Below are 22,115 nucleotides of genomic sequence, written 5' to 3' on the forward strand. Positions count from 1 at the left end.
GCCGCGGGGGCCGCCACGGGCCGGGCGGGGGAGGAGGACGGGGAGTCGGCGTCGGGGAGGAACGTCAGGACGCGTCCTTCACCATCCCGCGGACCGAGAGCTGGACGACCAGCGGCCGGTGGTCGCTCCCGGCGTCGCGGTCGTCGACGACCTGGTAGCCCGAGACCTCCCAGCGTCCGGAGAAGAGGACGTGGTCGATCGGGGCGCCGAGCGCGGGCGGGACCGAGGACGGCCAGGTGCCCAGGGCGGCGCCGCCCGCGACGGTCCCCGCGTCGCGGCAGCCGCCCAGCATGGCCGAGCCCGGCAGCCCGGTCCAGTGGTCGACCGTGGAGTTCAGATCGCCGAGGACCACGACGTCCTCCTCCGCGGAGCAGAGCGCGGAGACCGAGAGCAGATCGCTCCGCCACTCCGCGAGGCGCGAGGGGATCGGCGCCATGGTGTGCACCGCGGCGAGGACGGGGCGCTCGGGAGTGTCGGGGCGTGCGACGAGGGACGGTGTCGATCCGGTGACGACCGCGGCGGTGTCGACGCTGTAGCCGCCGAGCGAGGGGGAGAGCAGCAGGGCCGCCCCGTCGTCGGCGCCCGACCCGGCGTAGTGGAGGGTCATCGACATCCCCTGGGCGCTGAGCGCGTTCACGACGTCCTGCGCGTGCGTCTGCGAGACCTCGAGGAGGGCGATGCCGTCGACCGCGCTCTCCCGGGCGAGCGAGGCGATCGTGTCGACGGGCACGCCGTCGTGCAGCACGTTCCAGGTCGCGAGGCGCACGTCGGCGAGGCGGTGGGCGCGCGGAGCGGCGGAGTCGTAGCCCCGCGCTCCCTGCACTCCCGCGAGCACGAGCGCGAAGACGACGCCGAGCGCCGCGAGGGCCAGCGCGAGGCGCCTGACCGGAGCGACGAGGACCGCGATCACGACCAGGACAGCGGCGAGCCCGACGGCCGCCGCGCCCGTCGCGAGCCGGAACGGCACCAGCTGGGCGAAGGGGGCCTCCCGGGCGATCCCGAAGAAGCCGGGCGCCGCGACCACCAGCAGAGCGATCGCCACGATCACCGCCACCGCGGTCTTCACCAGTCTCGTCCCCATCGCCGCCCAGGCTACTAGGGCATCGGAGGGCTCGCAGGCGGCGCGTCTACGATGAGCGCATGCATGTCGACGGGGGCCGTTACGACCTCCACACCCACTCCGTCGTCTCCGACGGCACCGAGGCTCCGGCCGTCCTGGTGCGGGCCGCGGCCGCGGCCGGGCTCGCCGGAGTGGCGCTCACCGACCACGACACGACCGGCGGCTGGGCCGAGGCGCTCGCCGCGGCCGAGGAGGCGGGCATCGACCTGCTGCCCGGCATGGAGCTCTCCTCCCGCGTCGGCTGGGCCAGCGTCCACGTCCTCGCGTACCTCGTCGATCCGGCGGATCCGGGGCTCGTGGCCGAGACCGCGCGCATCCGCTCGGCCCGCACGCACCGCGCGGAGGCGATCGTCACCGCGATCGCGGCCGACTACGACCTCACCTGGGACGACGTCCTCGCCCAGACCAGCCCGGGCACGACCATCGGGCGTCCGCACATCGCCGACGCGCTCGTCGCCCGCGGCCTGGCCACCGACCGCTCCGCGGCCTTCGCGGGGATCCTCGACTGGCGCGGCGGCTACTACCGCCCGCACTACGCGCCCGACCCGGTCGACGCCGTGCGCCTGGTCCGCGCGGCGGGCGGGGTCCCGGTCATCGCGCACCCGGCCGCGAGCGCCCGAGGGATCGCGGTCGAGTCGATCCTCCCGCAGCTCGTCGACGCCGGCCTGTTCGGCCTCGAGGTCGAGCACCGCGAGAACACGGCCGACGGCAAGCGCCGCCTGCGCGAGCTCGCCGAGCAGTACTCGCTCGTCACCACGGGCTCGAGCGACTACCACGGCACGGGCAAGCCCAACCGCCTGGGCGAGAACACGACCGCGCGCGCGACCGTCGACGCGATCCGCTCCTCCGCCCGCTGAGTCGCGGAGAGCCGCTGACAGGCGGAGAGCCGCCGGATCACCGTGACCGCTGAGGGGCGGAGAGCCGCTGAGTCGCGTGGGGACCCCGCTGAGTCGCGGGAGAGCCGCTGAGACGCCGAGAGCCCGCCCTCCCGCGACGGATCGCGGGGGGACGGGCTCGGGGCGCGGAGGCTCAGGCCTGCGCGTCGGGGCGCGGGGAGCGGCGGCGCGACCGGGTGCGGCGGCGCGGCTCGCTGTTGCCGTCGTGGTGCTCCTTGCTCTCGCTCGAGGGAGCGGGGCCGGTCTGCTGCGGAGCGGTCGAGTCGGCGGAGTCGGAGCGGGTGCGGCGACGCGGCGGCCGGTCGCCCCGCTCGGAGCGCTCGCCGCGGTCGGAGCGCTCGCCCCGGTCCGGGCGCGCGTCGGCCTTCGCCTCGGCGGGGATCGGGGTCGGCTTCAGCCGTCCCTTGGTCCCCGCGGGGATGTCGAGGTCGGTGTAGAGGTGCGGCGACGACGAGTAGGTCTCGACCGGGTCGGGCTGGCCGAACTCCAGCGCCCGGTTGATGAGGGCCCACTTGTGCAGGTCCTCCCAGTCGACGAAGGTCACCGCGATGCCGGTCTTGCCCGCGCGCCCGGTGCGGCCGACGCGGTGCAGGTAGGTCTGGTCGTCGTCCGGGATCGTGTGGTTGATCACGTGGGTGACGTCGTTCACGTCGATGCCGCGCGCGGCGACGTCGGTGGCGATCAGGATGTCCTTCTTGCCGGCCTTGAACGCCGCCATCGCGCGCTCGCGCTGCTCCTGGTTGAGGTCTCCGTGCACGGCCGCCGCGTTGAAGCCGCGGTCGTTGAGCTCCTCGACGATGCGGGCCGCGGCGCGCTTCGTGCGGGTGAAGATGACGGTCTTGCCGCGGCCCTCGGACTGCAGGATGCGCGCGATGACCTCGTCCTTGTCGAGCGAGTGCGCCCGGTAGACGATGTGCTTGATGTTCGCCTGCGTGATGCCCTCGTCGGGGTCGGTCGCGCGGATGTGGATGGGCTTGTTCATGAAGCGGCGCGCGAGCGCGACGATCGCGCCCGGCATCGTCGCCGAGAAGAGCATGGTGTGGCGGGTGGGCGGCGTCTGCGCGAACAGCTTCTCGATGTCCGAGAGGAAGCCCAGGTCGAGCATCTTGTCGGCCTCGTCGAGGACCATCACCTGCACGTTGGCGAGCGAGAGCAGGCGCTGCCCGGCGAGGTCGAGGAGCCGGCCGGGGGTGCCGACGACGATCTGCGCGCCGGCCTTCAGCTGCTCGATCTGGCCCTCGTAGGCCTTGCCGCCGTAGATCGAGACGATCTTGGTCGGCCGGTTGGAGGCGGCCAGCTCGATGTCCTCGGTGACCTGCACGGCGAGCTCGCGGGTCGGGACGACGATGAGCGCCTTGACGCCCGGCTCCGGGTCGGTGCCGAGGGCCTGGATGAGGGGGAGGCCGAAGCCGAAGGTCTTGCCGGTGCCGGTCTTGGCCTGGCCGATGATGTCCTGCTTCTGCAGGGCCAGGGGGATCGTCTGCTCCTGGATGGGGAACGGCTCGAGGATGCCCTTGGCGGCGAGTGCGGCGACGATGTCGTCGTCGATGTTCAGATCGGAGAAAGTCACGGAGTGAAGCGCCTGTCGTGTCGAACGGTCTACGCCCCTGTACGACTCCGGGCGCAGGGTCACCGATCCAGCGCCGGTGACATCCCGGCGAGTCTACTGCTCCCGGCCCCGCCGGCCCCGGAACCCCGCTCCTCCGGCGCCCTATGCTGAGGAAATGGCTGCCTGGTTCCGACGTCGACGTCCCCTGCTCGAGGTGCCCCGCCTGACGCCCCGCGGGGAGTCGAGCCAGAAGCGCGACCGCGTCGACCTCGCCGACCTCACCCCCGAGGTGCTGCCCTATCTCGGCCAGGTCGCCTACCTCCAGCTCGCGGTGTTCGAGGTGCTGGCGCGCGCCGTCGCCGAGACCGACGACCTCGCGGACAAGGAGGCCATCTCCTCCGCCGCCGGCACGGCTCTCGCGAAGCACCACGCCGTCGTCGCCGAGCTGCGCCGCCGCGACGTGGAGCCCGGCGAGGCCATGGCGCCGTTCCGCCCCGCGATCGACACCTTCGAGCGGCTCACCCGCGGCGCGGACCTCCACGAGACGCTGCTCTCGGCGTACATCACGGCGGGCCTGCTCGACGACTTCTTCATCCGCCTCACCGGCGGGCTGCCCACCGACGTGGGGCCGCGCATCGCGCAGACGCTCGGCGCGGACACGGGCGTCGACGGCGTGATCGCGATCCTCCGCCGCGAGATCGCCGCGGACGGGCGCCTGGGCTCGCGCCTGGCCGTCTGGGGCCGCCGCCTGGTGGGCGACACCCTCCTCGTGGCGCGCTCCGCGCTGATGGGCTCGGGCAACCACGACTCCGACGAGTCGCGGATCGAGCCGGTGTTCACCGAGCTCATCGCCTCGCACACGCGCCGGATGGACGCGCTGGGGCTTACGGCCTGACGGTTCCCGGCGTCGCACTGCCCCGGAATCCGGAACGACGGAGGCGCGGAAGTCCGAGGACTCCCGCGCCTCCGGCTCGGATCAGGGGGCGACGCGTCCCGAGAGCATCGCCTGCAGGGAGGCCTCGTCGCGGCGGGCGCGGCTGCGCCCGAGCGAGAGGCCGACCGGGACGACGACCACGGCGGTCGCGACGAGGGACAGGACCCAGATCAGGCCGCCGTCCCACGGCAGGCCCGCCCAGGTCAGTGCGACCCAGACGACTGCGGCGACGAGGCCGCCGATCGCCGGGACCAGCACGGAGCCGTGCAGGTGCCGGTGCGGCAGCCCGTAGCGCGCGGCGAGACCGATCAGGACCCCGAACAGGGTGATGAAGAGGAGCTCCACGACGTGTCCGCCCGGGACGCTCTAGGCGACGAAGCCGACGCGGCGCGACTCCTCGGAGCCGACCTCGACGAAGGCGATGGTGGCGGTCGGGACGATGTAGATCTTGCCCTTCTCGTCGCGGAGGCGGAGGACGGCCGTGCCGGCCTCGAGAGCGGTGGTCACCGTCTTCTCGACCTCGGTCACGGACATCGACGACTCGAAGTTGAGCTCGCGCGGGGTGTTGACCATTCCAATACGGATTTCCACCAGCAGTGCCTTTCGGGAGGGGACGAGGGTGTCAGGATACGGGACCGCGCTCGGACGACCGCGCCGGTTTCGCGGTGAGCGGAGCGGGCGGCCGGGGCTCCCGGCGGGGACGGGCGGGAGTGTCGGACCCGGTGGCTACCGTGGTCGTGTGACCGCTCCCGCGACCCCCGCTCCCTCCACCGCAGCCTCCGTCGGCGAGGCGCTCCCGGGCGAGCCCGCGGTCGTGCTGGACGACTCCCAGCGCGCGGTGCTCGCGCTGCCCGAGGGCCGCAGCGCCGCCGTGCTCGGGGCGCCGGGGACGGGCAAGACCACGACGGTCGTCGAGCTGGTCGCCGGGCGCGTCCTCGAGCGGGGGTACCCGCCCGCGTCGGTCGTGGTGCTCGCGGCCAGCCGCACCGCCGCCACCGCCCTGCGCGACGTGCTCGCCCTGCGGCTGGGAGTGCCGACCCGGGGCCCGCTCGCCCGGACCGCGACCTCGCTCGCGTTCGAGGCGGTCACCTCCTCCGCCAAGGAGCGCGGCCTCGAGCGGCCGACCCTCCTGACCGGCGGCGAGCAGGACGCCCTCCTCTCGGAGCTCGTCGAGGGCCACCTCGAGGAGGGGACCGGCCCGCGGTGGCCGGAGGAGTTCAGCCCCGAGGTGCTGCGGCTGCGGACCTTCCGGACCGAGCTCCGCGAGTTCGGGATGCGGGCGACCGAGCACGGGCTCGACTCGGACGCGATCCGCGCCCTCGGGGTCGACGCCGAGCGCGGCGAGTGGAGCGCGGCGGCCGACGTGCTCGACGAGCTGCGCGAGGTGGTCGAGTGGATGGCGCCCCAGGCGGGGACCCGCCTGGACGCGGCGGAGTTCGCGGCCTACGCGGCCGAGGCGATCCGCGCGGGCGAGGGCGGCGAGCGGATCGACGCGCTGCGTCTCGTCGTCGTCGACGACCTCCAGGAGGCGAGCGAGTCGACGCTCGTGCTGCTGCGGGCGCTGACGGAGCGCGGGGTGACCGTGATCGCGCTGGGCGACCCGGACGTGGCGACCAGCGCCTACCGCGGCGCGGCCTCCGACACGCTCGGCCGGTTCGCCGCGAGCATCGGCGCGTCCGACGTCGAGACTCTGGTGCTCGCGCGCGTGCACCGCCACTCGGCCGCGCTGCGGGCGGTCGTGTCGGCGGCCACCGAGCGGATCGGCACCGCGGCGGCCGGCCGGCAGCGGGCGGCGGTCGCGGCTCCGGCCCCCGAGGCGGGCCCGGCGCCCGTCCTGGTGCTGCACGCCCCGACGGCGGCGCGGGAGGCGGCGACGGTGGCGCGGCTGCTGCGCGAGCGGCGGCTGCGCGACGGAGTGCCGTGGCGGCGGATGGCGGTCGTCGTCCGCTCCGGAGCCGCGGTCCAGCCGCTGGTGAAGGCGCTCGCGGTGGCGGAGGTGCCGACCCGCTCCGTGCTCGCCGGACGGGCGCTGCGCGACGATCACGCGGCCCGGGCGCTGCTCGTGCTGGTCGGCGTCGCGATCGGCGAGCGGCCCCTCGATGCGGAACTCGCGGCGGAGCTGCTGCTCGGCCCTTTCGGCGGGGTCGACCGGCTGGGGCTGCGCAGGCTCCGGCTCGCGCTCCGGGCGGAGGAGCTGGCCGGCGGCGGCATCCGCGCGAGCGACCCGCTGCTGGTCGAGGCCCTCGCAGCGCCCGGCCGATTCGCGACCATCGACTCCGCTCCCGCCCGGCAGGCCGAGCGGCTGGCCGTGACGATCGACCGGGTCCGCCGCCTGCACGAGGAGGGGGGCTCGATCGAGGAGCTCCTGTGGTCGGCGTGGGAGTCCAGCCGCGTCGCGTCCGCCTGGCGCGAGCTCGCCCTCGGCACCGGCCTGACCGCCGCCGAGGCCAACCGCAACCTCGACGGCGTGGTCGCCCTCTTCAGCGCCGCGCGCCGGTTCGTGGAGCGGGCGACCGGGCACTCCGCGATCGGCTTCGTCACCGAGATCCTCGAGGCGGAGGTGCCCGAGGACACTCTCGCTCCGCGCTCCGTCGAGGACGCGGTCCTCATCGGCACGCCCTCCTCGGTCGTCGGCCTGGAGTTCGACGTCGTGGTGGTGGCGCGGCTGCAGGACGGCGTCTGGCCCAACCTCCGCCAGCGCGGCTCGCTGCTCGATCCGGACGGCCTGCTGCGGCACGCCCGCGGCGAGGGCGGACTGCCGCTCGACGCCCGCAAGGCCACTCTCGACGACGAGCTCCGGATGTTCGTACTGGCCGCCTCGCGCGCTCGGCGGCAGCTGGTGCTCAGCGCCGTCGCGGGCGAGGACGAGACGCCCTCCCTCTTCTTCCGGCTCACTCCGCCGGACGCGCCGCGGCTCGATCCGGCCTCCGCAGTGCCGCTCACGCTGCGCGGGGCGGTGGCGGCGCTGCGCCGGACCGCCACCACGCCGGACTCGACCGAGGCTCCCGCCGCCATCCGAGGGCTCAGCGCCCTGGCGCTCGCGGAGGTCCCGGGCGCCGACCCCTCCTCCTGGTCCGGGGTGCTCGAGCCCTCGACCACGGAGCCGCTCTTCGACGTCGGCGACCCCGAGCGTCCCGTCTCCGTCTCGCCGAGCCGCCTCGAGGCCTTCGAGCGGTCCCCTCTGGACTGGTTCGTCGACGCCGTCTCCGGCTCCACGACGAGCACGGCGATGGGGGTCGGCACCCTCGTGCACTGGGTCCTCGAGAACGCCGAGCGGCCCGATCCGCAGGAGCTGTGGGCGGCTCTCGAGTCGCGGTGGCCCGAGCTGGTCTTCGAGTCGCCCTGGCTGGGGGAGCGGCAGAAGCGCGTCACACGGCGGCTGATCGACGGCCTCGCGGGCTACCTCGCCGACTTCGAGCGCGGGGGAGGCGTGGTGCTCGGCCGCGAGCAGCAGTTCGAGCTCGACGTCCCGCCCGCCCGGGTGCGGGGCTCGATCGACCGCGTCGAGCGCGCGGCCGACGGCTCCGTCACGATCGTCGATCTCAAGACGGGCCGCAGCACCCCCCGCAAGGACGACATCGCCGAGCACGCGCAGCTGGGCAGCTATCAGCTCGCCGTCGCCGAAGGGGCGATCGAGGCGGCCGACCCGGCCGACGGGGGAGGCGCGAAGCTGCTCTTCGTGGCGACGGGCGTGCGCGGGAAGCCGTACCGCGAAGTGGTCCAGGAGCGCTTCGGCGAGGAGGAGCTGGAGCGGCTGCGCGATCGCGTCCGCGCCGCGGCCCTGGGCATGGCGGCGGCGGGCTTCTCGGGCCTGCTCGACGCGACCCCGTTCTCCCCCGGCGACGCCCTGCGGTACCGCATCCACGCGGTGCCCGAGGTCCCGGGGGACGGACTCCTGGCGATCGACGAGGTCGATGAGACAGAGGACCTGGAGGACTCCGAGGAGCCGGGTCCCGATGCGCCGGCCGATCCTTCCGGCCCCGCCGACCCCGACCCCTCCGCCGTCCTCGAGGAGGAGCTGCCGTGATCGACGCCCTGACCATCGCCGAGCGCCTCGACCTGCGCCCGCCCACCGCCGAGCAGCGCGCCGTCATCGAGGCGCCGCTCGAGCCTGCCCTGGTGGTCGCCGGTGCCGGCAGCGGCAAGACCGAGACGATGGCGAACCGCGTCCTCTGGCTCCTCGCGAACGGCCACGCGGCGCCGTCGGAGGTGCTCGGCCTCACCTTCACCCGCAAGGCGGCGGCCGAGCTCGGCGAGCGCATCGGGCGGAGGATCGACCAGCTCGGCGCGGCGGGCCTGCTGCCGCTCGCGCCCGGGCAGTCGGCGCCCGACCCGTTCGAGGCCGCCACCGTCTCGACCTACAACGCCTTCGCGAACACGATCTTCCGCGACAACGCAGCCCTGATCGGCCGCGAGGGGGATGCGACCGTGCTCTCCGAGGCCTCCGCCTGGCATCTCGCGCGGGGAGTCGTGGCCGACACGGCCGATCCGCGCATCCTCGAGGTGGAGGCGGGCATCGACCGGCTGACCGACCTCGTCGTCTCGCTCGCGCACGACCTCGCCGACAACCTCGCCGATCCGGCCGCGGTCGCCGCGTTCGCCGAGGACTTCCTCCGCCTGGGCGAGCTGCCGCGCGGAGGCAGCGGCTCGGGGCTCTACCGCGAGCTCGAGAAGGCGCTGCAGGCCGTGGGCGCGCTGCCGGTGCTGACGGCGCTCGCCGAGCGGTTCCAGGAGGCGAAGGCCGAGCGCGGCTTCGTCGAGTTCTCGGACCAGGTGGCCCTCGCGCTGCGGATCGTCGACAGGGTGCCGCGGATCGTGGACGAGCACCGCGCGAGGTACCGGGTGGTGCTCCTCGACGAGTACCAGGACACCTCCGTGCTGCAGACCCGCCTCCTCTCGCGGCTCTTCGCCGGGCAGGGAGTGATGGCGGTGGGCGACCCGCACCAGTCGATCTACGGCTGGCGCGGTGCGAGCGCCGAGGGGCTCGGCCGCTTCGGCACCGATTTCGGGGGAGCGGGCCGCTTCTCCCTCAGCACGAGCTGGCGCAACGGCCGCCGCGTGCTGACCGCCGCGAACGCGATCGTGGAGCCGCTGTCGGCGGGGAGCGCGGTCGCGGTCGACACGCTGAGCGCGGGGCCTCAGGCCTCCGAGCACCCGGTCGAGCTCACCTTCCCCGAGACGATCGAGGAGGAGGCGGACGACGTCGCCGCCTGGTTCGCCGGGCAACTGCGCGAGAACGCCGAGCCGCCGTCGGCCGCGGTGCTCTTCCGGGTGCGCGCGCACATGGACCGCTTCGCCGCCGCGCTGGCGAAGCACGGCGTCCGGTACCACATCCTCGGCATCGGGGGCCTGCTGCGGCAGCCCGAGATCGCCGACCTCGTCGCCGCGCTCACCGTGGTCGAGGACCCGGCCGCCGGCAGCGAGCTCGTCCGCCTCCTGGCCGGCGCCCGCTGGCGTCTGGGCGTCCGCGACCTCAAGGCGCTGCGCGACCTCGCCTCGTGGCTCGCGGCGCGCGACCACGCCCACCGGCTGCTCCCGGAGGAGGTGCGCGAGCGGATGCGCGCGTCCGTCACCGAGGGCGAGGGCGGCTCGATCGTCGAGGCCCTCGACTTCATCGCGGCGCGCCGCCCCGGCGACGACGGGCGGATCGACCACTCCGCGCTCGGCGGGTTCAGCGCCGAGGGCCTGCGGCGCCTGCACGAGGCGGGCACCCTGTTCGCCCGGCTGCGCGCCCGGGCCGGGCTCGACCTCCTCGACTTCGTCACCCTGGTCGAGCAGGAGCTGGGCCTGGACATCGAGGTCGAGGCGAACGAGTCGCGCGGGGACGGCCGCGCCAACCTCGAGGCCTTCCGGGAGGCGGTGGCCGGGTACCTGCAGACGGACGACCGCGGCGCCGGCACCGGCTCCTCCCTCCGCGGATTCCTCCGCTGGCTCGTCCTCGCGGACAAGCGCGACGGCCTGGCCCCGCGACCGGAGGACCCGGAACCGGGGACGGTGCAGCTGCTGACGATCCACGGCTCCAAGGGTCTGGAGTGGGACCTCGTCGCCGTCCCGCGGATGGTCGACGGCGAGCTCCCCGGCACGCCGGTCGAGGGCTTCCGCGGGTGGGTCAGACTGGGCGCGATGCCCTACGCGTTCCGCGGCGACGCCGCCGAGCTCCCCGATCTCGCCTGGCGCGGCTGCAGCACGCAGAAGGAGGTCGTCGACGCGATCGGAGCGTTCGGCGACACCCTCCGCGAGCGCAACGAGGCGGAGGAGCGGCGTCTCGCCTACGTGGCCGTCACGCGGGCGCGTCACCACCTCCTGCTCAGCGGCTCGTGGTGGGCCGGCCAGGCCAAGCCGCGCGGACCGGGCGTCTTCCTCCGCGACCTCGAGGAGGCCGGCACGATCGCGCCGCTGCCGACCGAGCCCGCGAACGAGGAGAACCCGCTCGAGCGGGCCCCGCGCACGTTCCGCTGGCCCCACGATCCGCTCGGCTCCCGCGGCGACCGGGTCCGCGCCGCCGCCGCCCGGGTCCGCAGCGCCGAGCCCGCTCTGCTCGGAGCGCGCGGCGACGACATCCGCCTGCTGCTCGCCGAGCGGGCGGTGCGGCTGGCCGGGGGCGAGCGCACGCCGCTGCCCACCCGCATCCCCGCCTCCCGGTTCAAGGACATCGTCAGCACGCCGGACGAGGTCGCGGCGCAGCTGCGCCGGCCGATGCCGGAGCGCCCCTACCGGCAGACCCGGCTCGGCACGACTTTCCACTCCTGGGTCGAGAACCGCTTCGGCGTCCAGGGCGGGGCGGAGGCGGTCGACACCTTCCCCGACGAGCTCGACGACGCCGGCCCCGCGAGCGTCGAGCAGGAGCGGCTCGACGCCCTGATCGCCACCTTCGAGCGCTCGGAGTGGGCCGACCGGCGCCCGGAGGCGGTCGAGATCGAGATCCACCTCCAGCTCGCAGGCCACGTCGTCGTCTGCAAGCTCGACGCGGTGTACCCGACGGAGGACGGCGTGCAGATCGTCGACTGGAAGACCGGGCGGGCGCCGAAGGACCCCGCCGACCTCGAGCTCAAGCAGTTCCAGCTCGCGCTGTACCGGCTCGCCTACTCGCGCTGGCGGGGGGTGCCGCTCGAGAGCGTCGACGCCGTGTTCTACTTCGTCGCCGACGACCTCGTGCTGCGGCCCGAGCGGTTCTACTCCGAGCGCGAGCTCGCGGAGTCGCTCTCCTCGGCGACGGGAGCGAGCCCGCGGCCGTGAGCGGAGGAGCCCGTGCGGGCTCCCGGCGTGCGGTTGAGCAGCTCCTCGACCTCCGAGACCTCCAGCACCGGGCCGGTGTCGGTCGAGAGGGGCGCGGAGAGGTCGCCGAGCACGCTGTCGACCAGCGTGTCGAGCATGGCGACCGCGTCGTCCACGATGGCGGAGTCGTCGGTCTCGGTGCCGTGCAGCAGCCAGCGGGCGAGTTCGAGTTCGGCGTAGAGCTGGGCGCGCTGGCGGATCGTGCGGTCCACTGCTCCCGCGCGCATCCGGGAGTAGGCGGAGAGCGCCGTCTCCGAGCCCGGGGCGCTCAGCAGCCAGTGCAGGTCGCGCGCCGGGTCGCCGACCCGCAGCGCCGCCCAGCCGAGCACGGCCGCGACGACGTCGCCCGAGCGGAGGAAGGAGTCGGCGGTCATCGAGCCGTTCACCACGGTCGGGTCGAACTGCCAGAGCGCCTCGTCGGAGGAGGCCGACTCCCAGCGCGCGACGAGCGCCGCCGGGACGTGGCCGGTGTCGGCCGCGCGCTCGATCACCGCGACCGTCTCGTTCACGCTGTCGCGCGCGGTCGCGATCGGCAGGCCCGCCTCCTGGACGAACGACACCGGGAGCGAGTGGATCGCCCCGACGGCCCGGCCGATCGAGTCCGCGAGCCCGCTCTGCGCGGCCACGTCGTCGATGAGGACGCGATCTCCCTCGAGGTACTCGTAGACGACCGCGCGGGTGCCGTCGAACGGCGTCTGCCCGACGCTCTCCTGCAGATCGAAGGGCAGGCGGCTGCGGATGCCGGCGGTCAGCGCCCGGAGCGCGACGAGGTCGCCGAGCTGCTCCTGCTCCGCGAGCGCGGACGTGGGCACGCGCACGACGAGGGGGGCGCCCTCGCGCGTCGTCAGCAGGGCGGAGTCGAAGTCGCCGTGCGTCGAGGAGGTGAAGGGGCGCGCGGAGCGGACGTCGAGGCCCTCGACGGCCGAGGTGGCCAGCGCGGCTAGAGTGAGATGGGATCTGGCCATGGTTTCCAGGGTAGGCGGCTCGTGCCCGGCCGGCCCGCCGCCACGCGCTGTCCCGCCGATGCCGTCGAAGGCCCGCGACAGCGGTCCTCGCGGCCCCCGTCACGAAATGAGCCCCGGATGTCACTGCCCTTCGCCGATCGCCTCCCGCTCTCGCGACAGGCGGCCGACCGCGACGGCGTCGGACGCTCACGGCCCGCGCTCTTCGACGAGCTGCTCGCCGATCCCGCCACCCGCGTGCTCGTCCTGCACCACGACCGGACCCTGGTCGAGGCCGACCGCCTCCTCCTGCGCCGCCCCGAGGACGTGACCGCCGGCACCCTCCGGATCTACCTCGGCCGCACGCTCGCCGAGGCCCCCGGCGAGCCGGTCGGAACCCCCGTCATCGCGACCGTCCTCACCGACGCGGCCGCCGCCGAGCTCGAGCCCGACGAGGAGCGGTGGAGCGGCCTGCGCCCGATCGCCGAGCGCCTGAGCGACCGCGACGCGGGCCTGTTCACCGAGGCTCTCGCCATCGCGAACTGGCACGCCTCGCACGGCTACTCGCCCCGCAACGGCGACCCGACCGTCGTCGAGCAGGGCGGCTGGGTCCGCCGCTCGCCCACCGACGGCAGCCAGGTCTTCCCGCGCACGGATCCGGCGATCATCGTCTGCGTCCTCGACGCGGACGACCGCCTCCTCCTCGGCTCGAACGCGATGTGGGGCACCGGCCGCTTCTCCCTGCTCGCCGGCTTCGTCGAGCCGGGCGAGTCGCTCGAGGCCGCCGTGATCCGCGAGATCGGCGAGGAGTCGGGCATGCGCGTCGTCGACCCGCAGTACCTCGGCTCGCAGCCCTGGCCCTTCCCCGCCTCCCTCATGGTCGGCTTCACCGCCCGCCTCGCCGAGGACCAGTCCCCGGAGGATCTGCTCCCGGACGGCGAGGAGATCGTCGAGCTGCGCTGGTTCACCCGGCAGCAGCTGCACGACTCGCTCGAGTCCGTGCTGCTGCCCGGCCGCTCGTCGATCGCCCGCGCGATGATCGAGGACTGGTACGGAGGCGAGCTGGAGAACGGCCCGATCGCGTGACCCTGCTCGACGGACTCGACGAGGGGCAGCGCGAGGCGGCGGAGGCGCTGCTGGGGCCGGTCTGCGTCCTCGCGGGAGCGGGCACGGGCAAGACCCGGACGATCACGCACCGCATCGCGCACGGAGTGGCGACCGGCGTCTACACGCCCGGTCGCGTCATGGCCCTGACCTTCACCAGCCGCGCCGCGGCCGAGCTGCGCTCGCGCCTGCGGGTGCTCGGCGCCGGCGGCGTCCAGGCCCGCACCTTCCACGCCGCCGCCCTCTCGCAGCTCGGCTACTTCTGGCCGCAGCTGGTGGGGGGCACGATGCCCCAGCTGCTCGACGGCAAGGCGCGCCTGCTCGGGCACGCGGCCGAGCGGCTCCGCCTGAAGCTCGACACGGCGACGCTCCGCGACCTCTCGGCCGAGATCGAGTGGCGGAAGGTGTCCGCCCTCTCGCTCGAGCAGTACGCCGTCGCCGCCCGCACGCGCCCCCTGCCCGGACGGCTCACCCTGGAGCAGACGGTCGCGCTCGTGGACGAGTACGAGGGGCTGAAGGACCAGCGCCGCCAGATCGACTTCGAGGACGTCCTGCTCGTGACCGCCGGGATGCTCGAGTCCGAGCCTGCGATGGCGATGCAGGTGCGCGAGCAGTACCGCTTCTTCGTCGTCGACGAGTACCAGGACGTCTCGCCGCTGCAGCAGCGGCTCCTGGAGCTCTGGCTCGGCGACCGGAGCGACCTCTGCGTCGTCGGCGACGCCAGCCAGACCATCTACTCCTTCGCGGGTGCGCGGGCCGACTACCTCCTCGACTTCCCGTCCCGCTGGCCGGCCGCCACCGTGGTGCGCCTGGAGGAGAACTACCGCTCGGCCGTGCCGATCGTGCAGACCGCGAACCGCCTCATGCGGGGCAGGCCCGGCGCCCTCTCGCTCCACGCCGTCGCCGCCGCCGAGGCGCCGGAGCCCGCGATCGACGCCTACCCGGACGACATCGCGGAGGCGCGCGGGATCGCGGCGCGGGTCGCGGCCGACATCGAGGCGGGGGTGCGCCCCTCCGACATCGCGGTCCTCTTCCGCACCAACAGCCAGTCGGCGGTCATCGAGCACGCCCTGCACGAGCGGGGAGTGAGCGCGCACATGCGCGGCGGCAAGCGCTTCTTCGACCTGCCCGAGGTGAAGCAGGCCGTGATGCAGCTGCGCGCGGCGTCCGTGTCGATCAGCGGCGAGCCGCTGTTCAAGTCGGTGAGCGACGTCCTCCGCTCGCTCGGCTGGAGCGCCGAGCCCCCGTCTGCGCCCGGTGCGGTGCGCGACCGGTGGGAGTCGCTGGACACGCTGGCCCGCCTCGTCGACGAGGCCCCTGCCGGATGGACCTTCCGCCAGTTCACCGACGACCTGATCGCACGCCAGCAGGTGCACCACGAGCCGGACCGCGGCGCGGTCACCCTCGCCACGCTGCACTCGGCGAAGGGCCTCGAGTGGGAGTCGGTGCACCTGATGGGGCTCGCCGAGGGCCTGCTGCCGATCTCGTACGCCGCCGGCCTCGAGGCGATCGACGAGGAGCGGCGCCTCCTCTACGTCGGCATCACCCGGGCCCGCCGGCGCCTGCGCCTCTCGTGGGCGCGCTCGACGGTCGGCCGCGTCACGCGGAGGGAGCCGTCGCGCTTCCTCGAAGAGCTCGGCACGCGCACTCGGGGTGCGGCTCCCGCTCCCGCACGGTGAAGGCTCCGGAGGCGTCGCTGTAGATCCGCTCGGCCCCGCGGAGCCCTCGCCAGCCCGCGAGCAGCCGCCGCAGCGCGGCGTCGGCGGCCGCCACGGCGATCGCGGCGCTCGCGAGCGGCGTGCGGGTGGGGGCCGTGCGGCCGAGCACCTGGATCACGAGGCGCGCACGATCCGGGTCGAGGTCCATCCGGTCCCGCTCTGCGCAGTGCAGGCACGGTCCGGACCCCGGCTCCACCAGGGGTCCGAGGCGCACCGATTCGTCGCCGAACACCACCGCCAGGTGCGGCACATCGGCCGCGAGCCAGTGCGCGGCGCGGGCGGGGGCGACCGCGAAGTCGGCGATCAGCACGGCGAGGTCCGGCGTCCCGTCGTCGGCGAGCAACGAGCAGCCCTCGCTCCGGAGCAGCGTGCGCAGTGCGTCCGGTGCCGCGCCCGTCCCCTCGACGACGACCCGCGGTGCCGGGGGAGGGCCGGGCTCGACGCTGCGCAGCAGGACCGGCCGGAGCGCCTCGAGCACCTCGTCGACACGCGCCTCGCTCGCTCCGGCGCGCGCCGCGATCAGGCGGACGGTGCCGGCGCTGGTGCCCACGCGGAGGGCGTCGAGCAGCAGCTCCTCCGGGTAGCCGACGCCGTCCAGGACCGCGTGCGGCCGGTCGAGGCCGAGCTGCACCGCGGTCGCTGAGCGCCAGAGCAGGGGGAGTCGGGGATCGAGCCGGAGCACCATCCGGCGATCATGGCCGAGACCGGCCCGGCGCCGCGCGAGTTGTCCACAGGCGGGCGCCGGACGGGGGTCAGACGGGGCGGTCGCCCGTGGGGGAGGAGCCGCGGTCGTCGTCGTCCGGCGACCCGTCGTCGTCGGTCGTGTCCGGGGCGTCTCCGGAGGCGCCGTCGCCCTCGCGCGGCATCGTGCCGTTCAGCAGGTCCTCCAGCGCGCGGTCCATCTCGTCGGGCTCCGGGGTCTCGCCGCGGGCCTCGGCCGTGAGCCGGGCGACGAGCGCGCTCGGGTCGTCCAGGTCCTCCGAGCCGGGGAGCAGGTCGGGGTGCGACCAGAGGGAGTCGCGGGCCTCGGGCCCGACGGCGTCGGTCACGGCCTGCCACATCGCGGCGGCCTCGCGGAGGCGGCGCGGGCGCAGCTCCAGGCCGACGAGGGTGGCGAAGGCGGATTCGGCCGGCCCGCCGGAGGCGCGGCGGCGGCGGACCGTCTCGGCGATCGCCCCGGCGCTGGGCAGGCGAGTGGTCGCCGCCGCGGTGACGACGTCGACCCACCCCTCGATGAGGGCGAGGACGGTCTCGAGGCGGCCGTGCGCGGCGAGCTGCTCCTCCGTCTTCGGCGGGATGAGCGCGCCGGAGGTCATCGCGTCGCGGAGCTCCTCGGGGTTCGACGGGTCGAAGCCCTCGGCCAGCTCCTCGAGGCGGGTGGTGTCGATGCTGATCCCGCGCGCGAAGTCGGTGATCTGCGAGATGAGGGCGAGACGGAGCCACTTGCCGTGCCGGAAGAGGCGGGCGTGCGCGAGCTCGCGGACCGCCAGGTACAGCTGCACCTGGTCCAGCGGGATGTCGAGGCCCTCGCCGAACGCGGCGACGTTCTGCGGCAGGATCGCCGCGTCGTTCTCCTCCAGCAGCGGGATGCCGATGTCGCCGCCCGAGACGACCTCGGCGGCGAGCTGCCCGACGACCTGGCCCAGCTGCAGGGCGAACAGGGTGCCGCCGATCCCGCGCATCATGCCCTCGGCACCGGCGATCATCGCCTGCATCTCCTCCGGGGCCTGCTCGCGGAGCACGCGGGTCAGCGCGTCCGAGATGCTCAGCGCCACCGGCTCGGCGAGCTGGGTCCAGACCGGCATCGTCAGGGAGATCCACTCGAGGCGGCTGATCGAGCGCGGCGTGCGGCTCAGCTCGGAGACGTACGCGACCTCGTCGAGCCAGAGCGCGGCGACGCCGAAGGCCGCGTCGATCGGAGCCCGCACGGAGTCGGACACCGGCGCGGACTCGGCGCGCGCGAGCTGCTTCGCCTGCTCGAGCGAGAGCGTCCAGTTGACGCCGCCGTCGCCGTTCTGCTGCATCGCGCTCTGCAGCTGCGAGAGCAGGTTCTGCAGGGCCACCGGGTCGTTCGGCAGTCCCGCCGCTCCGGCGAGCTGCGAGGGGTCGACCGGGCCGTTCCCCGAGAGGAACTGCCGCAGCATCTCCCGGAACTCGTCCTCGGAGCCGCCGCCCGCTCGGTCCGCACTGTCGCCATCGGCCATCGGGATCAGCCCTCCGTCGCTCACGTGAATCCGGTCGCCGCACCGCCTCCGCGGCCCTGCACAGGGCGCCGGTTCCGGCGCGACTCCCAGTCGTTCAAGCTACGTTAGCCCGAGCGCCCGGGGCCTCGGCGTGCAGAGCACCGCTCGGGCCCAGCCCGCTTCCGCCCGCCGCGAACATCCCGGCGGAGCCGCTCCACCCGTTGCCAGAAAGGCCCCCGTGTCGCTGTTCTCCGACGACCCGCGCCCCTCCTCCTCCCCGCGCCGCCCGTGGGTCGGACCGGTCGTCCTCCTCTCGGGTGTCGCCGTCGTGGTCGGTCTGGGCGTCGCGCCCGCCCCCTACGTGATCGAGCAGCCCGGCCCCGTGTTCGACACCCTGGGCAGCAGCAAGGACGTGCCCCTCATCTCGATCCCGGACCGCACCACCTATCCCACGGCCGGCACGCTCGACATGCTCACCGTGTCGGTCGTCGGCAACCCGCAGAGCCTGCCCACCTGGGTCGAGGTCGCGAGCGCCTGGTTCGACAGGACCAAGGCGGTCGTCCCGGTCGACGCGATCTTCCCTCCCTCCTCCACGGTCGAGGAGCGCGACGAGGCGAACCAGGCCGAGATGACCGACTCCCAGCAGGAGGCGATCGCCGCCGCGCTCACCGAGCTCGGCTACCCCGTCGAGCAGCGCGTCTCGGTCGTGCAGGTGCCCGAGGGCTCCCCGGCCGAGGGCGTCCTGGAGGCGGGGGACGAGATCCTCGCGGTCGCGGGCACCCCTGTCGCCGACGCGACCGCCCTGCGCGCGACCCTGCAGACCCTCGGCACCGGCTCCCCGGTGCAGGTCAGCATCGAGCGCGAGGGCGTCCGGCAGGAGGTGGAGGTCACGCCGCGCGACTCGAACGGCGCCGCCGTCATCGGCGTTCTCCCCGGAGCGGCCTTCGACTTCCCGTTCGAGGTCGACATCCAGCTGGACGACGTGGGCGGGCCGAGCGCGGGCATGATGTTCGCCCTCGGGATCATCGACAAGCTCACCGAGGGCGAGCTCAACGGCGGGCGGAGCGTCGCCGGGACCGGCACGATCGACGCGGCCGGCGAGGTCGGCGCCATCGGCGGGATCCGCCAGAAGCTCTACGGGGCGGAGGGCGCCGGAGCCGAGTACTTCCTCGCCCCCGCGACCAACTGCAACGAGGTCGTCGGCCACGTCCCCGACGGGCTCGACGTGCTCGCGGTCTCGACCCTCGACGACGCCCTCGCCGCACTGAAGGGCATCGCCGCGGGCGACACCTCCGGGCTGCCGGACTGCAGCACCGCCGCTCCCCTCGACTGATCCCGCCCGCCGACCCCGGGTCGACGCCCAGGTGAGCCGGACAGCCGTCGCATAGCATGGGTGGCCTCCCCTCACATCTCGACAGCAAGAGGCCCTCACGTGAGTTCCACAGCAACCGAAACCCCGCCGCGGAAGAGACGGAGCGTCCTCGCCGTCACTGTCGTGGTGGTGGCCGTCCTGGTGGTGGCGTTCTTCGTCTTCGCCGGTCTGTACACCGACATCCTCTGGTACGACCAGCTCGGCTTCCTCTCCGTGCTCACGACGCAGTGGGCGGCGGCGGGCGGTCTCTTCGTCATCGGCTTCGTCGCCATGGCGGTGCCGGTGTTCATCAGCCTGATGCTGGCGTACCGCCTCCGGCCGGTCTACGCGAAGCTCAACTCGCAGATCGACCGCTACCAGCAGGTCGTGGAGCCGCTGCGGCGCCTGGCCACCTTCGGGATCCCCGCGGTGCTCGGCCTCTTCGCCGGCGTCTCCTCCGCCACCCGCTGGCAGACGAGCCTCACCTTCTGGAACCGCACGCCCTCGGGCACCACGGATCCGCAGTTCGGCCTCGACACGTCGTTCTACCTCTTCGAGCTGCCCTTCTACCAGAGCATCGTCGGCTTCGCGTCGGCGGTCCTGCTGATCTCGGCGTTCGCGACCCTCGCCACCGGCTACCTCTACGGAGCGATCCGGGTGAACGGCCGCGAGATCCGCATCTCGAAGGCCTCGCGCATCCAGCTGGCGGTCATCGCCGCCCTCTACCTCGCCGTGCAGGCGGTCAGCCTCTGGCTCGACCAGTACGCGACGCTCGCGCAGCAGGGGCCCCGCATCACCGGCGCCACCTACTCCACCGTCAACGCGACGATCCCGGGCCTGCAGATCCTGGCCGGCATCGCGGCGCTGGTCGCGATCCTCTTCGTCGTCACCGCCTTCATCGGCCGCTGGCGCTTCCCGGTCATCGGCACCGCGCTGCTGATCGTGTCGAGCCTGCTCGTCGGCTCCCTCTACCCGTGGATCGTGCAGAAGTTCCAGGTCGAGCCCAACGAGCGCACGCTCGAGCAGCCCTTCATCCAGAACAACATCGACATGACGCGCCAGGCCTACGGCGTCAGCGACGTCGACGTCATCCCCTACGACGCGACCACCGACGCGGAGCCGGGCGCCCTGCGCTCGGACGCCGAGACCACCGCGAACATCCGCATCCTCGACCCCGCCGTCGTCACCGACGCGTTCTCGCAGCTGCAGCAGTTCCGCCAGTACTACAAGTTCGGCGACACGCAGAACGCGCTCGACGTCGACCGCTACTCCATCGACGGATCGACGCAGGACGCCGTGGTCGGCGTCCGCGAGCTGAACCTCAACGGCCTCGGCACCAACCAGACCTGGTACAACCAGACACTGGTCTACACCCACGGCTACGGCCTGGTCGCCGCGTACGGCAACCAGCGATCGGCCGACGGCGAGCCGGTGTTCATCGAGTCCGGCGTCCCGACGACGGGCGACCTCGGCGACTACGAGCCGCGGATCTACTTCGGCGAGAACTCCCCGCCGTACTCGATCGTGGGCGGCAACGACTCGCGCGACATCGAGCTCGACTACCCCTCGGGCACCGACGGCGCGCAGCAGACCTACACGACCTTCGACGGCGAGGGCGGCCCCGCTCTCGACAACGTCTTCAAGAAGCTCGTCTACGCGATCAAGTTCCAGTCCGAGCAGATCTTCCTCTCGGACGGCGTGAACGACGACTCGCAGATCCTCTACGACCGCGATCCCGTGCAGCGCGTCCAGAAGGTCGCGCCGTACCTCAAGCTCGACTCCGATGCCTACCCGACCGTCGTCGACGGCCGCGTGAAGTGGGTCGTCGACGGGTACACCACCTCGGCCGACTACCCGTACTCGGAGGTGCAGAGCCTCTCGCAGGCGATCGCCGACACGAACACGCAGCAGCAGTTCCCGACCGACGACGTCAACTACATCCGCAACTCGGTCAAGGCGACCGTCGACGCGTACGACGGCAGCGTCACGCTCTACGCGTGGGACACCGAGGACCCGATCCTGCAGACCTGGCAGAAGATCTTCCCGACCACGGTGAAGCCCGTGAGCGACATGTCGGGTGAGCTGCTCAGCCACGTCCGGTACCCGGAGGACCTCTTCAAGGTCCAGCGCGCGGTCCTCGGCACCTACCACGTGACCGACGCGGGCTCCTTCTACTCCCGCGAGGACGCCTGGGCGACGCCGAACGACCCGACCAGCGGAGCCGCGACCACGGCCGCCGCGACCGGCACCAGCCTGCAGCCGCCGTACTACCTGACGCTGCAGACGCCGGACCAGGACGTGCCGTCGTACTCGCTCTACTCGACGTACATCCCGGCGAGCGTCCAGGGCGCGCAGGCCAGCCGCAACGTGCTGACCGGCTACCTCGTGGCCGACTCCGACGCCGGCTCGACGGCGGGCTCCGTGGCCGACGGCTACGGCACGCTCCGCCTGCTCGAGCTGCCGAAGGACGACACGGTGCCCGGCCCCGGCCAGGTGCAGAACGCGTTCACCACCGACCCGACGGTCGCGAACGAGCTGAACATCCTCTCCCGCGGCGACACCACCGTCACGAGGGGCAACCTGCTCACGCTGCCGGTCGGCGGCGGCCTGCTCTACGTCCAGCCGATCTACGTGCGCTCCAACGGAGACACGAGCTTCCCGCTCCTGCAGAAGGTGCTGGTCGCGTTCGGTGACGACATCGCCTTCGAGGACACCCTCGACGCGGCCCTCGACAGCCTCTTCGGCGGCGACTCGGGAGCCGACGCGGGCGACACCGGCACGCCGACGACTCCGGACGCCGGCACCGGCACCTCGGGCGGCGACACCGGAGGCGACGCGGGCGGCACGACCGGCGGCACCGGCTCCACGCCGGCCACGGGCGACCAGACGGCGCTGCAGCAGGCGCTGAACGACGCGCGGGACGCACTCACGGCTCGCGAGAACGCCCTCAAGGCGGGCGACCTCACCGCCTTCGCGGCGGCGGACGAGCAGCTGACCGAGGCGCTCTCGCGGGCGCTGCAGGCCGAGGGCGGCCAGTAGCCCGC

At 73.8% G+C, this 22,115-nt stretch carries 15 protein-coding genes; 8 read left to right on the forward strand and 7 right to left on the reverse strand.

Annotated features, from left to right (window positions below):
- Nucleotides 1-64: 64 nt before the first annotated feature.
- Nucleotides 65-1,081: an endonuclease/exonuclease/phosphatase family protein gene (locus C5C57_RS05875; protein WP_146082383.1), complete on the reverse strand. Its 1,017-nt coding sequence runs from the start codon at nt 1,079-1,081 to the stop codon at nt 65-67.
- A 59-nt stretch (nt 1,082-1,140) separates the two neighbouring features.
- Here C5C57_RS05875 and C5C57_RS05880 point away from each other — a divergent pair, with 59 nt between their 5' ends.
- On the forward strand, nt 1,141-1,977 hold the full coding sequence (locus tag C5C57_RS05880; RefSeq protein ID WP_104224845.1) for a PHP domain-containing protein: 837 nt from the start codon (nt 1,141-1,143) through the stop codon (nt 1,975-1,977).
- 172 nt (nt 1,978-2,149) lie between these two features.
- On the opposite strand, the gene C5C57_RS05885 is transcribed toward C5C57_RS05880, so the two are convergent.
- Nucleotides 2,150-3,586, reverse strand: a complete 1,437-nt coding sequence (locus C5C57_RS05885; protein WP_104224844.1) for a DEAD/DEAH box helicase — start codon at nt 3,584-3,586, stop codon at nt 2,150-2,152.
- Between the two features lie 154 nt (nt 3,587-3,740).
- Here C5C57_RS05885 and C5C57_RS05890 point away from each other — a divergent pair, with 154 nt between their 5' ends.
- The gene (locus C5C57_RS05890) at nt 3,741-4,460 is read left to right on the forward strand and encodes a ferritin-like fold-containing protein (protein ID WP_104261755.1); all 720 of its coding nucleotides are present in this window, start codon (nt 3,741-3,743) and stop codon (nt 4,458-4,460) included.
- Nucleotides 4,461-4,541: 81 nt separating this feature from the next.
- On the opposite strand, the gene C5C57_RS05895 is transcribed toward C5C57_RS05890, so the two are convergent.
- Entirely contained in the window at nt 4,542-4,844 is a 303-nt protein-coding gene (locus C5C57_RS05895; RefSeq protein ID WP_104226942.1) for a hypothetical protein, read from the reverse strand.
- A 21-nt stretch (nt 4,845-4,865) separates the two neighbouring features.
- Nucleotides 4,866-5,090 (reverse strand): DUF3107 domain-containing protein, encoded by a 225-nt coding sequence (locus C5C57_RS05900; protein ID WP_104224841.1) that lies wholly within the window; start codon nt 5,088-5,090, stop codon nt 4,866-4,868.
- Between the two features lie 148 nt (nt 5,091-5,238).
- Between C5C57_RS05900 and C5C57_RS05905 the strand changes: the two genes are divergently transcribed.
- Both C5C57_RS05905 and C5C57_RS05910 read left to right on the forward strand, forming a co-directional pair.
- On the forward strand, nt 5,239-8,526 hold the full coding sequence (locus C5C57_RS05905; protein ID WP_104297432.1) for an ATP-dependent DNA helicase: 3,288 nt from the start codon (nt 5,239-5,241) through the stop codon (nt 8,524-8,526).
- A complete protein-coding gene (locus C5C57_RS05910; RefSeq protein WP_104297433.1) occupies nt 8,523-11,735 on the forward strand; it encodes an ATP-dependent DNA helicase in 3,213 nt (1,070 codons plus the stop codon). The genes C5C57_RS05905 and C5C57_RS05910 overlap by 4 nt, the downstream gene beginning before the upstream one ends.
- Here C5C57_RS05910 and C5C57_RS05915 read toward each other — a convergent pair.
- Nucleotides 11,672-12,739: a phosphotransferase gene (locus C5C57_RS05915; RefSeq protein WP_104287977.1), complete on the reverse strand. Its 1,068-nt coding sequence runs from the start codon at nt 12,737-12,739 to the stop codon at nt 11,672-11,674. The genes C5C57_RS05910 and C5C57_RS05915 overlap by 64 nt on opposite strands.
- 117 nt (nt 12,740-12,856) lie before the next feature.
- Between C5C57_RS05915 and nudC the strand changes: the two genes are divergently transcribed.
- Both nudC and C5C57_RS05925 read left to right on the forward strand, forming a co-directional pair.
- Nucleotides 12,857-13,801, forward strand: a complete 945-nt coding sequence (gene nudC, locus C5C57_RS05920) for an NAD(+) diphosphatase (RefSeq protein ID WP_104233180.1) — start codon at nt 12,857-12,859, stop codon at nt 13,799-13,801.
- Nucleotides 13,762-15,498 (forward strand): ATP-dependent helicase, encoded by a 1,737-nt coding sequence (locus tag C5C57_RS05925; protein WP_374953597.1) that lies wholly within the window; start codon nt 13,762-13,764, stop codon nt 15,496-15,498. Before nudC ends, C5C57_RS05925 begins: the two co-directional genes overlap by 40 nt.
- On the opposite strand, the gene C5C57_RS05930 is transcribed toward C5C57_RS05925, so the two are convergent.
- Nucleotides 15,419-16,222 (reverse strand): hypothetical protein, encoded by an 804-nt coding sequence (locus C5C57_RS05930; RefSeq protein ID WP_104247825.1) that lies wholly within the window; start codon nt 16,220-16,222, stop codon nt 15,419-15,421. The two genes, C5C57_RS05925 and C5C57_RS05930, sit on opposite strands and share 80 nt — an antisense overlap.
- Nucleotides 16,223-16,289: 67 nt before the next feature.
- Nucleotides 16,290-17,741: a zinc-dependent metalloprotease gene (locus tag C5C57_RS05935; protein WP_104247839.1), complete on the reverse strand. Its 1,452-nt coding sequence runs from the start codon at nt 17,739-17,741 to the stop codon at nt 16,290-16,292.
- A gap of 217 nt (nt 17,742-17,958) precedes the next feature.
- On the opposite strand from C5C57_RS05935, the gene C5C57_RS05940 reads away from it, so the two are divergent.
- Complete coding sequence (locus C5C57_RS05940) at nt 17,959-19,053, forward strand: PDZ domain-containing protein (protein WP_104233183.1); 1,095 nt, start codon at nt 17,959-17,961, stop codon at nt 19,051-19,053.
- A gap of 99 nt (nt 19,054-19,152) precedes the next feature.
- Nucleotides 19,153-22,110, forward strand: a complete 2,958-nt coding sequence (locus tag C5C57_RS05945) for a UPF0182 family protein (protein ID WP_181027225.1) — start codon at nt 19,153-19,155, stop codon at nt 22,108-22,110.
- Nucleotides 22,111-22,115: the final 5 nt, after the last annotated feature.

It is taken from the genome of Rathayibacter sp. AY1C5 (assembly GCF_002931705.1).
In the GTDB taxonomy this organism is placed as follows: Bacteria; Actinomycetota; Actinomycetes; order Actinomycetales; family Microbacteriaceae; genus Rathayibacter.